Genomic DNA, 13131 nt, shown 5'->3' on the forward strand with positions numbered 1-13131 from the left:
CCTCGCCTACATCGGACACTTCCTCGCCCCCACTCTCTCCAAGGGCGACGTCGTGGTTCTCGATAACCTCGCCGCTCACAAGGTCACCGGTGTGCGTGAGGCGATCCGCGCCACCGGTGCCAGCTTGCTCTACCTGCCGCCCTACTCCCCCGACCTGAACCCCATCGAGCAGGCCTTTGCCAAGCTGAAGGCGCTGCTCCGAAAGGCCGCAGCGCGCACCCGTGAGGCACTCTGGATCACCATCGGGCACTTGCTCAGCACCTTCAGCCCGGCCGAGTGCAGGAACTACCTCGCCAACTCAGGCTACGCGTTCGCGTAAGGTGGAAAAGCTCTAGCAATGATTGCTCAACAGCTTGCCCCTGAGCTGAACGTGATAAACTTCCAGCAGGGCCAAGCGGCCGGCAGGTAGCCCTCCACCAATGGAGCCATCTCAAGGCGCTTTAAGCGCTTCCGACCAAGGTAGAAGGCGCTCGGCGACTATGTGTCTTTCAACCAACGTCTCCGCTCCGGCGCGGTCGCCGCGGACTACTCGGACCATCGCCAGGTTCAATGTCACCCGTGGAGGCACGCCACCCTTGCGGATCAGAGAAGCCAAAATTCCTTCAGCTTCCTCAAAGCGCGCGGCCAGCATGAGGGATACCGCGAGGTTATTGGCAATCCCGACGTCATCTGGCATCCGGGCAAGCGCCGCCTGATGGCTGACAAGTGCATCGGTATGCTGCCCAATCAGATCCAGTCCGATACCACGTCCCGACAATGCTGAGGCCGAGTTCGGGTCCCGAGAGAGCACTCGATCGAACAGCGCAATCGCTTCCTGGGCAGCGCCGGCCTGCAACCGAACTCGGCCAAGCCCCTCAAGAAGTGGGCGAGCATCTGGGTTGCGCCGCAACGCCCGCGTCAGGATATCTTCAGCCCTGCCTGCCTCTCCAGCACGCAAAAGGGCGGCGGCTTGGTGGGACTGCACGACCGCGTCGCCCGGGGCTGCAGCGGCCGCCGAAGCGAGCATGGAGAGCGCCACATCGGTCTGGCCGGACGCCTCTGCAGCGGCTGCGACCCGGAGGCGGGCGGCGTTGTCATGCTGCGCAACACCACCCGATCCAGATCCCGCGCACCCCGCCACCATGAGTAGAAGGACAGTCCAGCGGCCCATCAGGGGGTTCCCGAGAACTGCCTGCCGATCTCCAGCACAGACGGACCGATCAGCGCAATGAAGAGGGCGGGCAGGATGAAGAGGATCAGCGGTCCAACCAGCAGCGCTGGTAGGCGGATGGCCTTTTCCTCGATTCGAAGCATGCGCTCCTGCCGCATTTCGGCCGAAAGCACGCGCAGCGCCTGCGCCAGAGGCGTGCCGTAGCGCAGCGTTTGGGACAGCGTCGCGCCAAGACGCCGGAAACCCTCCATTCCCGTTCGTTCCCCCATTCGCTCCAGCGCCATGCTCCTGTCCGGCAGCATGCGCAACTCCTGCACAAGAATGCTGAATTCGATTGCGATCCCAGTGTTGGAGTTCTGCATCTCGCGCGCAACGCGATCTACCGCTGTCTCCAGGCCCAGCCCCGCTTCAGCCGCTACCACTAGGAGATCTAAGGCATCGGGCAAACCGAGCCGCAATCGGTTCTGGAAAGGCCGACGGAGCAGCGAGACGGCCCAGTTCGGCAGCAGGATACCCAGCCACAGTGATACCGCCAGGAGCATGGATCCCTGCAGCGCCTCCATGTCGCTCATACCTGCATAGACAAGGCTGCCTGCCGGCAGGAACAGCAACAGGGTCGCCTTGGCGCCAATCAGCATCGGCACCGCGGCGCGCGGATCGAGGCCGGCCGCGGCGGCCGAGCGCTGCAATTCCGCAGCGTCCTTCTCCGAAACGAAGGCGGAGTTGCGTAGAACCCCGCCGAGCCACATGACCGGGCTGAGGACGGTCTGACCTAAGTGCAAGCTGGGCGGCTTTGCCAGACCTGGCTGCGCTTCCCGCACGACCCGCCTCAGATGCACCGACAGATCACGGTCCTCTGCCGCGCGGCCCAGGAGCAGTGCCGCCAGCATCGCCAGAAAGACGGCAGCCCCGATCGCTGAAATCGTCAGCAGCATATTGGCTGTTGTCACCGGCTCAGCCCTTTCCGGCCTGGCGAATCAGCCAGCGGATGGTCAGGAGGCCCAGGAACATCATGAACAGGCCTACACCCGCCATGGTCCGCCCCGTCGGGTCCTGCGTGAAGGTTTCGAAGTAAAAAGGCTGGATGACCGACATGGCCAGCGCGGCGACGAAGGGCAGGACCACCAGCAAGCCCGCCTGCATGTTTGCCTCCGCCGCCAGGGCGCGGGCACGCTTGGCCATGGCGACGCGCTTGCGGACGAGGTCGGCGAGGTTGTCGAGCGTCTCGGCCAAGCTGCCGCCGGTCTGCGACTGCAGGCCGAGCGTGACCGCCAGAAAGGCATACTCCTTCACGCCGGTGCGGGACGCCAGACCGGCCAGCGCTTCCTCAACGGGACGCCCGATCGCCATCTCGCCGGCGACGCGGGCGAACTCCTCTCGTGTAGGGGAGGAAATCTCGCGCCCGACGCCGCGCAATGCCTCGGCCAGCGGCAGCCCAGCGCGGATCGCACGCACCATCAGCCCCAACGCATCCGGGATCTGTTGGAACACGGCATCGGAATAGCGGGCGTGCTGCCAACCGAACAGGAAGCGGGCGCAAAGCATGGATGCCGCCAATCCACCGCATGCCGCCAGGAGCGTTCCGACCAAGCCGGCCATCATGGAAAAGCAGAGCATGCCGCCTGCTACCGCCAGCACGGCGACCAGGAACCGAGGCAAGGAACGAGCCTGTGGCACGTCAGGGTCGAAACGCACCAGGGAAAGAAGTTTTGTGGGGAGTCGGCCGTGCCGGTTCCGCTCCACGCGAATGGAACGGAGCGGAAGCGCGGAGGGGGTGTCCGCCGCTGGGCCGGAAAGGCTGCGCAGCCGCTGCCGCAGCGCATTGCCATCCCCAGATTGCCGCAGGACCACCGCGCCTAGCAGAAGGCAAAGAATCAGAAGACCGAGCAAAACGACGGACAGCAACTCGCGCCGCATCTCAGCCTTGCCCTACGGCGCGCAGCCAGGCATCGCCCAGGCCGAAATACTCCAGCCGGTCGAAGAAGCCGGGGCGGATGCCCGGCGTCACCCAGCGGCCGCGGATGCGCCCGTTCTCGTCATCGCCCTGGTATTCGAAGGCGAAGACGTCGTTCATCGTGATTACTTCTCCCTCCAGCCCGCAGACCTCCGCGACCTGCGAGACGCGGCGACCACCGTCGCGCATGCGCTCCACCTGTACGATCAGGTCCACCGCGCTCGCGATCTGCGTCCTGATCGCGCGGGAGGGAAGGTTGTTCTGCCCCATTTGCACCATGTTCTCGATGCGCACCACGGCATCCCGCGCGGTATTGGCGTGGACCGTGCAGTAGGAACCGTCATGGCCCGTGTTCATCGCCTGGAGCATGTCGAAGGCCTCCGCCCCGCGCACCTCTCCCACGATGATGCGATCCGGCCGCATCCGGAGCGCATTCTTCATGAGGTCGCGCTGGTTGATCTCGCCCTTGCCCTCCAGGTTCGGAGGGCGGGTCTCCAGCCGGACGATATGGGGCTGCTGCAACTGTAGCTCGGCCGCGTCCTCGATCGTGACGATGCGCTCGCCATGGTCGATGAAGCGGCTCATCGCATTCATCATCGTGGTCTTGCCCGACCCCGTGCCGCCGGAGACGACGACGTTCAGCCGGCAGCGGGCCGCAATCTCCAGCACCCGCGCCACGCCCATCGACATCGACCCGCCCTCGGCCATCGCCTGGAGGTCGATCTTCTTTTTCGAGAACTTGCGGATGGATATGCTGCAGCCGTCGATGGCAAGGGGCGGAAAGACCACGTTCACGCGGCTGCCGTCTAGCAGGCGGCAATCCACCAGGGGGCTGCTCTCGTCGACGCGTCGCCCGACCGTCGCTGCCATCTTCTGTGCGATGGTCGCCACCTGCTGCGCGCTGCGGAAGCGCACATTGGCGCGGACCAGCTTGCCGCGCCGCTCGATGAAGACGTTGTCTGGGCCGTTGACCATGATGTCGCTGATCGTTTCGTCGGCGAGAAGCGGTTCCAGAGGGCCGTAGCCCACCATGTCGTGCTCCAACTCCTCCGCGATGCGCTCCTGCTCGCGGGCGGAAAGGCCGATGCGCTCCCTGTTGGCCATGTCGTGGACCAACGACACCAGCTGCGCCCGGAGTGCAGGGCGTGACAATTCGGAGGCGACGATTGGGTCCACCTGCTCCATCACGCGCGTGCGCAGGTCCTCCAAGGGAACGCCAGGCGCCAGTGGCACCGTTGCGCCACCGGCCTCCGCCGGCTGCGGCGCGGAGGCCGGTACCGGCACCTCGACGCGCCGGCCGAAGGCTTTCATGCCGAGCCTCCGAGCAGGCGGGCCAGCAGTCCGGCGTGGGGGGCGGCAGTATGGACTGCGGCGATCTCCTCCGTCACGGGCGCCAGGGCGCGGCGCAGCGCGGCGGAATGCGCTAGCGCCGGGCGTCCAAGATTGGCGGCTCGCGGCAGCAGCTTCGGCAGGTCTGCGATGGTGACATCCGGCGCTGTGCCGAGCCCCTCGATCACATGTTTGCGCTTCAGACCGCCAGTGAGGCCGTCACGGTTTAGCACCGTCATCATCCGCGCCGCACCGCCAGACACAAGCTTGCGGGCCGCGATGGTCGCCCGGATGCTGGCGACATCGGGTGCCATGACGGTCAGCAGCAGGCGGGAAGCTGCCAGAACGGCGCGCTCCGTGGGGCCAGGCGGCATCCGCAGGTCGACCACCACGTAGTTGAACCGCTGTCGCAGTAGGCCGATCAGTCCGGCGACACCCTCGATGGACGGCGTGGGCATGGCATCCATCGGCTCCTCCGCCGCGATCAGCTTCAGCCGGTCACCGATCGGCACCGCGCAGCGCTCCAGGAACAGTCCATCAACCCTTTCCGGGTTCTCCAGGGCAACACGCAGGCCAGGGGGAGGCCGCACGCCGAACATCAGCCCGGTCGTACCGCGGCGCAGGTGCATGTCGAGCAGCACAACGTGACCGCGGCTGACCTCCGCCAGGTGCATGGCTAGGTGCACGGCGACAGTGGTGGAGCCGACGCCACCGCGCGCACCGCAGACGGAGACGACCTGGCCACCACGCCGCGTCGCGTCGGACTCGGTTGCTCCACCGGCGAGGAAAGGACCGAAGAGCCGCGCCGTGCCATCCCGCGTCAGCGGCTTGTGGGCGTATTCGGCGACGCCCAGCTCACGGGTGAGCTGGCGGTAAAAGCTGATTTCCGTGTTGTCGCCGACCACCAGCACCCGGACATCCGGCGTGCAGATGCCGGCCAGGGCTTCGAGCTGCTCCACCGGATCATCAATGCCGGCAATGTCCACGAGCAGCACGTGGGGCGTCGCCTCCCGTTCCAGGGCCTTGATGGCGGTTGCGATGCCGCCGCGCCGCAGCGCGACGCCACCACCCCAGTCCGCAAGGCCCCCGCGGATGGCCGCTTCCGAGGCTTCATCCTGCACAAAGGCGAGGAAGGCTGCACGGTCGCCGCCTACGCGGCTGCCGCGGGAAAGATCGGCTGCCTCCCGTGGGAATTCATGCCGCGGAAAGTCAGCGCGCATCGCTGCCTCCCGCGGCTGGCTGGGCGGCCACTGGCTCGGGGCTCACCGGGGCAATGCGGGACAGGGTCGAGGCGGGAAGGGGGAACCGACGACCGGATTCCAGCCGGCCTACTGCCACGGCCGCGGCCTGGCCGCGGCTATCGGGCGCCGCACGACCCTGCCGCGCATCCTGCGAATCGGATAGCATCAGCAGAAGGTTGGCGTCGTTGGCCCGGCTCGCGTGCCAGGTGCCCGGGCGGGAGAAATCGTCTCCTTTGCAGCCGCTCAGAACCAGCAGCAAAAGAAGCAGGAGCGGAAAAGGCCACGGCGCGCGCATCGGGATCACTCCAGAATGAAGCCGGCGTCGAGGGCGCTGCGACCAAGTGGCGTGGGCAACCCGCGGGCGATCTGGCGGCGGTAAAGGATGCGATCGAGGTCGGTGGCGGGGCGGATCCCGTCCGTCGGCAGCACAAGCGCCCCAGGATCGGAAACGGGGCGAACAAGATAGGGCGTGACGATGATCACCAGCTCCGTCTCGTTCCGGCGAAACCGGTCCGAGCGGAACAGCGCGCCCAGCACGGGGATGTCCGTCAGGCCGTTCAGCCCGCTGTTCGCGGTCGTGCTGCCGCTGGACAGCAACCCGGCAATGGCGAAGGACTGCCCGCTGCCGAGCTCCACCGTCGTCTCGGCCCGCCGCACGTTCAGCGCGGGGATCCGCACCACGCCGGTGCTGAGCGGCAGGGAGATGGCGCCGTTCTCGGTCAGCTCGCTGACCTCGGGCCGTATCCGCAGGTTCAGCCGGTCGGGCGACAGCACCGTCGGCACGAAGGCCAGGCTGATGCCGAAGGGCTTGAACTCGATGGTGATCGCGTTGCTCGTGCTGCTCGCCGCCACCGGCACGGGGAACTCGCCGCCGGCGAGGAAGCTCGCAACCTCGCCTGACTGGGCCGTGAGGTTCGGCTCGGCCAGGATGGTGATCAGCTGGTCCTCGGCCAGGGCATCGATCACCGCGTTGATGTCGAAGCGGGATGAGTTGTAGCTCAGGCCGTAGCGCTGCGGCACGCTGCCGGCGGCCGCCGCGCCGGTCAGGGCGCCCGCGACGGCACCCACCGCGCCGCTGCGCAAGCCGATCAGGAAATTGCCCCCGGTGTTCGCCAGCGCCTGCCAGTTGAAGCCGAGCTCGCGCGAAACCTGACGCGAGATCTCCGCCACGCGCACGCGGACATTCACCTGGATCGATCCCAGCAGCACCAGGCGGTTCGCGACCTCCCGGTCCGCGCCGGCCATCGCGCGGGCCATGGCCTCGGCGCGCTGCGCATCGGCGGCGGAGGCGACCTGGCCCGACAGCACGAGGAGGCGCGGGCCGGCGGCGGCGACGCGGGCCTCCGCGGCACCGGGCACCAGGCGGCGGATCATGCTCTCGATCGCGGCGGGGCTCGATCCCGGCGCCGCCGCGGCACCCTCGGCGGCGGGTAGCCCCGGTGGCGGCGCGGCCGGGGCGCCCGCCAGCACCGTGACGTCGTATTCCGCCACCGGGCTGCCATCCTCGGCCGTGGCGATGATCGTCGTGCGGCCCGCGCCCACGCCCATAACGAAAAGGCTGGTGGGGGAGGCCGGCTGCACGCGGGCGATCCGCGGATCCGCGGCCAGCACGGTGAGGGCCGGGCCGGGAAGGGGCAGAAGCCGGCCCGTGCCCGCCACCAGGGTCAATCGCGTGGCCGCGCCGCCGCGCGCCGCTTCGGGCGATGCGGCGGGCGGGATCTGCGTTCCGGCGGAAGGACGGGGGGCAAGCTGCGGCGCCCCCTGGGCGCGCGGCATGGGCTGCTGGCCCCAGGCCGCCGGCGCCGCAACGACGGCGCAGAACAACAGCGCGGAAACGCGGATCATCGGAACACGACGTTCTTGGATTCGTCGCCCTGGATCACCCGCATGCTCAGCCCCTGACTCAGCCCCGCACGCGCCAGCGCGGGAGAGACATCCGCCCCGAACAGGGAGGAGGAGGTGTCGCCGGCAACCGGAGCCCGTTCGGGCTCGATGGCGCGGACCGTCAGCGCGACACGTCCAAGGCGGCTTCCCACGGCGACACGTTCAGCCTGTGCGGTGGTAACTTCAAGGGTCACCGTGCGCGCCACGCGGTTCACTGTGGCTTCCGCGCCACTGGCGCCTTGGGTGATCTGCTGGTCCACGGCGATCACGCGCACATCGGTCAGCATCGTCTCGCCGACGATGCGGCGGGCGAGCGGCGCGTCGGTGGCACCCAGTTCCTGCGTCAGGATCAGGTCCACCTGGTCCCCCGGCCAGATCAGCCCGGCCGTGCCGGTGACCACATCGACGCCGATCGAGATGGCGCGCTTGCCCGGCGCCAGAACGGCGGCAAGGAAGCCGCGGTCGCGGGGGCGGAGATACTGCGCGCGGTCCAGCGGCGCGCCGGGTTCCATGAAGCGGCGAAGCATCGCGCCTCGCAGCTCGGCGCGGGCTTCGTCCGTGGGCGGCACGGCGCCCTCCGGCAGATTTTCCGGCGCGACCTCGCGGATCGTGAAGTCGTCTTCCTTCAGCAGGGTGCCGGCCGGCAACGCGCGGGCAGCCACCAGCATCCGCGCGCGGGCGGGCGGCGGGGGCGGGGGAGCGGCGGCCTGGACCCTGGCTGCCGGCGGCGGGGCGGAGGGGGCGAGCATCAGCATGCCGGCCGCGCCCAGCCCCGCCGCCGTGATGATCAGCGACAGCATCACAAGAATGCGGAGCAGCATGGTCCGGCGCCTCCCTCAGCGCGGATTGGCGGCGAGCACCGCCAGGGCGCCGGCGGCGATGGCGAAGCCGTAGGGAAGGGGGCCGCGGCGTCGGAGGCGGCGGGCTTCCACCGCGGCGACCCGCGGTAGGAGCCCAGCCCCGCGCGCGGCCGCGAGCCGGGGCGCGAAGAGTGGTCCGGCGAGATACACCGCGCCGAGCAGCCCGCCCGCCATGGCCGTGAGAAAGGTGAAGTCCCAGCTCGCGGCGGGCGACAGGCCGAGGGCGACGGCGCCGGCGAGCTTCACGTCGCCGCCGCCGAGCCAGCCGCGCATTGCGCAGAACAGGAGAGTCCCGAAAAGGAGAAAGGCTGTAAGGAGCGACAGCAGCGCCGCTTCCCTGCCAACCGAGAGGCGTGCCGCGAGACCGACCCCAGCGAGGGCAAGGGAAATGGAGTCCGGGATCACCCGCGCGGACAGGTCGCGCCAGCACGCATAGGCGAGGAGCGGAGTGCTGAGAAGCAACTGTGCCGTGAAGTGCATCGCTGCATCCTTCAACCCAGCGGCAGGGGGCTGGGCCGAAGCCAAGCCCCGCTGATCCCGATCATTGCGTGGCTGTCGTGGCCGTCGTGAGCTTGTCGCCGATGCTTGAGAACGCTGTCTGCAGCTTGGGCGAGAGTTCCCTGGCGGCCAGACCCACCATCACGACGATCGCGACCGCGAGGATCGCGTATTCCGCGGCGGAAACGGCCTTGGTGCTGCGGAGAGCATGGAGAGCGGAGCGAAGCATGGTGCGTTGTTCCATCGTTGTGTTTGCCGTTGGAAGACACCATTACCGTCGAGCATGACCGGCTTTGCCGAACAGGTGCCTGCCATCAGTGATCGTTACGGATTGCTGATGACTTCCGGAGCGTATGCAGCCGACCTCGGCTGCTCCAGTCAAAGTTTGTTCAAATTAGTTTCTTGAGACTTAACAAAACGCACGAAGGATCTGTACTTTTCTTTACGAAACGAAGTGGCATTTTTACCCTCCGTTTCCCGCAAACGTAGAACAATGGCGCATGCGACGACCCGTTCCCCAGCTCGGCCAGAGCGGCGGCACCACCGCCCTGATGGCGGGGGCCGCCACCATGCTGCTGGGCTTTGCGGGCCTCGCGACCGAGGCCGGCGCCTGGTACCTGGTCAAGCGCAACGCCGTGACCGCGGCGGACATGGCCGCACTCGCCGCGGCTGCAGCGGTGGAGCGTGGCGCGGACGCCGTGGCCGTTGGGCACGACACCGTGTCACGGAACGGCTTTCGCCAGGCTGCCGATACCACCGTCACCGTGAACAACCCGCCGCTCAGCGGCACGCAGGCCGGCAATCCGAGCGCCGTCGAAGTGCTGGTCCGGCGCACCATTCCCCTGACCCTGGCGCGCCTCTTTATCTCCACCGCGCCGGTTGTTCGGAGCCGCGCCGTCGCCGTCGTGCATGCCGACGAGGAGGTCTGTGTGCTGGCGCTCGGGGGCGGGCTGGAACTGGGCGGCAACAGCACGCTGAACGTCCGGCGCTGCGCCCTGGCCTCCAACGCCACCGCACCAAACGGCGTTGCAGTGAACGGCAGCTCAAGGGTGCGAGCGGCACAGCTCGTCACGACGGGAAGTTGCAACAACTGCACGGGCGGGGATGTCTGGACCGACGACACACGAACACAACGTCCGATCACCATGGCAAACCGGCCCGCCCCGATTCGCGACCCTTTCGTTGGGCTTCAGGGCTGGACGCCGCATTCTCCGACAGGGTGTCAGACCGTGACTTTCAGCAGGAACGCCGCCGCGATCTCCCCCGGGCAGGCCATCTGCTCCCCCGTCACGGTGGGGCCAAATGACACGCTCACGCTTGATCCCGGGATCTACTATTTCAAGAATGCCGACTTGGTGGTTCGCGGAACCATTCAGGGCAATGGCGTCACGATTGTCATGACGGGCAATCCCGACAGCGTTGGCACGATACAGATCAACGCCCAGTCCAAAGGTGACCTGCGCGGCCCCACCTCACCCCTCATCCCCGGTCATCCCGAGAGCGATGGGCTGCTTTTCTACCGGGATGCGCGCGCCACCAACAATGGACCTCAGAAGGAGGTGCAGTTGAACGGCGGGTCCACACTGAGGCTGAACGGCGGGATGTACTTTCCGACCTCTGACGTAGTGATGAACGGCACGAGTGACATCGGGTCTACCTGTCTTTCCCTAGTGGCCTACCGGCTTTCGTTTTCCGGCAACTCCGACACGGACCTCGACGTCTCCGGCTGCGCGGGCTTTGCGCCTTACCCGACCATTCGCACGGTCAGGCTTGTGGAATGAGGAGGTTGCTCGAAGCCTTGGGCCGCAAGGGCAGTTCGGCGGCCGAGTTCGCCGTCTGGATGCCTGTATTGACGCTGGTGTTGCTTGGCGGTTTTGATCTTGGCAATCAGGTGCAGACGGGGATAAGGCTGGAGCACGCGGTTCGGGCCGGTGCGCAACTTGCCTTCGCTGCCCCTGGCGAGGAAACGGCGATCCGGCGAACGGTGCAACGGGCCTGGCCCGCGCTCACGGCGGCAGACATAACGATTACCTGCTTCTGCGCGGAGACGGTCCAGGCGTGCGCTGCGGTCTGTGCTGCCCCGCAGGCCCGCACCATGACCATCTCGGCCAGCCGGACACTTACCCCCTTGCTGTTGCCCGGCACGAACCGGAGCCTCGGAAATGCGACGGTCCGTTTGGGCTGAATTGCGCTGCAGACGCGGCGCCACTGCATTAGAGTTTGCGCTCGTCGGTGGGCTGGCTCTGACGCTGCTGCTGGGTAGCATGGAGGCGGCGCGTTTCGAGTTCACGCAGCAGGCCCTTCGAAGCTTGTCGGGTGAGGCAGTGCGCGTAGCAAGCCTCAAAGGCTCAGCAAACATGAACGCTTCGCGAGCGCCTTGTGCAGGTCTTTCAGGCTCTCTGACGGGTCTGGATTTTGGGGCGCCATTCCTCTCCGCGTCGACGCTGACCGTCACGATGTCCGGATGCAGGACGGAAGGGGCAGTGACGTTGGTCACTGTCACAGTCAGTCAGCCCTTCGGTTTCAAATTCTCCTTACTGCCTCTGGGAACGGTAATTCTATCCGAGTCAGCCCAGGGCGTTTTCAATTGAGAGTCTGTTTGGGTGCCTTTCAGCCGTTGGGTCCGATCTTTTCCTGAGGCGACCGCCGTGAACCGGCTAGCAGGGCAGAGGTGTTGGGGTGGCTTGCTGCGCAATCGTGCTGGGCGCCTCAATGCAGCCGCTGCTCGGCTGGCCTGCGCCGCCCTACTCGCCGCCGGAGAAGCCCCGGTCCATCGTACTGACCAAGCTCAAACTGGCTTGAGTGTTCTCCATCGGGTCAACTTGAGTAAAAGGGTGTTTCTACTACTACCTTGAGTTGCGGAGCGGTGCTCCGCAACCCAGCGCTTGAACGTCGGGTCCTCAGCGGAGGTCCCCGCGAACTCCAGCACCCGGCGATCTCTTCCTGCTTGCGACGCTTGACCATCTGTCAGATCCCTACCGGTGTATGTGCAGAGCGCTGGCGCAGCATTGCTCAGCGATCCCCTTGGCTGCGACCGCTCTGCGTGCCCTTGCTCACGCCGCCCTGGTTGCCATTGCCGCCCTGAGGAGCACGGCCGGCGGGCGGAAGGGGAGGGAGGTTGGCCATGAGGGTGTCTCGTGAAGGCGGTGGAGGAAGACGTGGAGAACGAAGCAACCTCGCCGTGGTTAGGCGTGCATGTCCGTCGTCGAATGCTTTGGGGCAGAGAGGGCGCGGGCTTAAAGCGCCTTTCAAAACCTGAAAAGCGGTAGGGCTGCGCCGAACTGAAGGGCATGGCGAAGCCCCTGATTTCAGATGAACTCTGGTTGGTCATTGAGCCGCTGTTGCCGCCCGAGCGGCCTAAACCGAAGGGCGGACGGCCGGTTGTACCGCCCCGTGCCGTCTTGAGCGGCATCCTCTTCGTGCTGCGCTCCGGCATTCCGTGGGAGATGCTGCCGCGGGAGATGGGCTGCGGATCCGACGTCACCTGCTGGCGGCGGCTACGGGACTGGCAGGGCGCTGGTGTGTGGGACCGACTGCACCGGGAGATGCTGCGGCGCCTGCGCCAAGCCGACCGTATCGACTGGACCCGTGCCTGCGTGGACAGCGCGTCCATCGCAGCCAAAAAGGGGGGGCCGGAACCGGGCCGAACCCGACGGACTGCGGTAAGGCGGGCACCAAGCGGCACCTCGTCACCGACCGACGCGGCACCCCGCTCGCCTTCCTGCTGAGCGGCGCCAACACGCATGACAGCAGGCCCTTCGAGGACCTGCTCGACGCCGTGCCACCTGTTGCAGGGAAACCTGGGCGACCCCGCCGCAGGCCGGACAAGTTGCACGCCGACAAGGCCTACGATCATCGCCGCTGCCGCCGCGCCTGCCTTCGTCGCGGCATCAGGCACCGGATCGCGCGTCGCGGCATCGAGAGCAGCCAGAGGCTGGGCAAGCACCGCTGGGTCATCGAGCGCACATTCACCTGGATCAACCGCTTCCGCCGCCTGGCCATCCGCTACGAACGCAGGCTCGACATCCACCACGCTCTGACCGCGCTCGCCTGCTCCCTCATCTGCCTCAACGCGCTTCAGGAGCAGTTTTGAAAGGCGCTGTTAGTCGATGTTCTTGCCTCCGCTGCGCTGATGAACCTTGGCGAGGTCGCGGTAGCGTCCGTCAACGTGGTGGAAATTGCATTTGGGCTTGAGGTGGCCACGGCTCAGGCGGC

The 13131-nt window shown here is 67.1% G+C and carries 14 protein-coding genes and 1 pseudogene; 5 read left to right on the top strand and 10 right to left on the bottom strand.

Translation table 11 applies throughout. The features are described 5' to 3' along the window. A partial coding sequence (locus ACFFIC_RS16270) for a transposase (RefSeq protein ID WP_377052209.1) occupies positions 1-319 on the top strand: 319 nt, incomplete at its 5' end. A 111-nt stretch (positions 320-430) separates the two neighbouring features. Here ACFFIC_RS16270 and ACFFIC_RS16275 read toward each other — a convergent pair. The 10 genes from ACFFIC_RS16275 to ACFFIC_RS16320 form a co-directional block, all read right to left on the bottom strand. Continuing rightward, entirely contained in the window at positions 431-1150 is a 720-nt protein-coding gene (locus ACFFIC_RS16275; protein WP_377052211.1) for a tetratricopeptide repeat protein, read from the bottom strand. Continuing rightward, positions 1150-2100: a type II secretion system F family protein gene (locus tag ACFFIC_RS16280; protein WP_377052213.1), complete on the bottom strand. Its 951-nt coding sequence runs from the start codon at positions 2098-2100 to the stop codon at positions 1150-1152. The genes ACFFIC_RS16275 and ACFFIC_RS16280 overlap by 1 nt, the downstream gene beginning before the upstream one ends. A 4-nt stretch (positions 2101-2104) precedes the next feature. Then, positions 2105-2809 (bottom strand): type II secretion system F family protein, encoded by a 705-nt coding sequence (locus ACFFIC_RS16285; protein WP_377052215.1) that lies wholly within the window; start codon positions 2807-2809, stop codon positions 2105-2107. Between the two features lie 259 nt (positions 2810-3068). Beyond that, the gene (locus ACFFIC_RS16290) at positions 3069-4415 is read right to left on the bottom strand and encodes a CpaF family protein (RefSeq protein ID WP_377052217.1); all 1347 of its coding nucleotides are present in this window, start codon (positions 4413-4415) and stop codon (positions 3069-3071) included. Beyond that, positions 4412-5653: an AAA family ATPase gene (locus ACFFIC_RS16295; RefSeq protein ID WP_377052219.1), complete on the bottom strand. Its 1242-nt coding sequence runs from the start codon at positions 5651-5653 to the stop codon at positions 4412-4414. The genes ACFFIC_RS16290 and ACFFIC_RS16295 overlap by 4 nt, the downstream gene beginning before the upstream one ends. Then, positions 5643-5969: a hypothetical protein gene (locus tag ACFFIC_RS16300; protein WP_377052221.1), complete on the bottom strand. Its 327-nt coding sequence runs from the start codon at positions 5967-5969 to the stop codon at positions 5643-5645. The genes ACFFIC_RS16295 and ACFFIC_RS16300 overlap by 11 nt, the downstream gene beginning before the upstream one ends. 5 nt (positions 5970-5974) lie before the next feature. Beyond that, a complete protein-coding gene (locus tag ACFFIC_RS16305; RefSeq protein WP_377052223.1) occupies positions 5975-7519 on the bottom strand; it encodes a type II and III secretion system protein family protein in 1545 nt (514 codons plus the stop codon). Then, on the bottom strand, positions 7516-8379 hold the full coding sequence (gene cpaB / locus ACFFIC_RS16310; protein WP_377052225.1) for a Flp pilus assembly protein CpaB: 864 nt from the start codon (positions 8377-8379) through the stop codon (positions 7516-7518). The genes ACFFIC_RS16305 and cpaB overlap by 4 nt, the downstream gene beginning before the upstream one ends. Before the next feature lie 15 nt (positions 8380-8394). Next, positions 8395-8898 carry a prepilin peptidase gene (locus tag ACFFIC_RS16315; protein ID WP_377052227.1) on the bottom strand — a complete coding sequence of 168 codons (504 nt, stop codon included), beginning with the start codon at positions 8896-8898 and terminating at the stop codon, positions 8395-8397. A 61-nt stretch (positions 8899-8959) separates the two neighbouring features. Next, entirely contained in the window at positions 8960-9160 is a 201-nt protein-coding gene (locus ACFFIC_RS16320; RefSeq protein WP_377052229.1) for a hypothetical protein, read from the bottom strand. A gap of 256 nt (positions 9161-9416) precedes the next feature. Here ACFFIC_RS16320 and ACFFIC_RS16325 point away from each other — a divergent pair, with 256 nt between their 5' ends. The 4 genes and pseudogenes from ACFFIC_RS16325 to ACFFIC_RS16340 all read left to right on the top strand — a co-directional run bounded on the left by ACFFIC_RS16325 (position 9417) and on the right by ACFFIC_RS16340 (position 13009). Beyond that, the gene (locus tag ACFFIC_RS16325) at positions 9417-10697 is read left to right on the top strand and encodes a pilus assembly protein TadG-related protein (protein ID WP_377052231.1); all 1281 of its coding nucleotides are present in this window, start codon (positions 9417-9419) and stop codon (positions 10695-10697) included. A gap of 5 nt (positions 10698-10702) precedes the next feature. After that, a complete protein-coding gene (locus ACFFIC_RS16330) occupies positions 10703-11101 on the top strand; it encodes a TadE family protein (protein WP_377052233.1) in 399 nt (132 codons plus the stop codon). After that, the gene (locus ACFFIC_RS16335; RefSeq protein WP_377052235.1) at positions 11079-11507 is read left to right on the top strand and encodes a TadE/TadG family type IV pilus assembly protein; all 429 of its coding nucleotides are present in this window, start codon (positions 11079-11081) and stop codon (positions 11505-11507) included. Before ACFFIC_RS16330 ends, ACFFIC_RS16335 begins: the two co-directional genes overlap by 23 nt. 699 nt (positions 11508-12206) lie before the next feature. Further along, positions 12207-13009 (top strand): annotated as a pseudogene (locus ACFFIC_RS16340) (IS5 family transposase). Positions 13010-13131 lie beyond the last annotated feature (122 nt).

This window comes from Muricoccus vinaceus (assembly GCF_042433125.1).
In the GTDB taxonomy this organism is placed as follows: domain Bacteria; phylum Pseudomonadota; class Alphaproteobacteria; order Acetobacterales; family Acetobacteraceae; genus Roseomonas; species Roseomonas vinacea.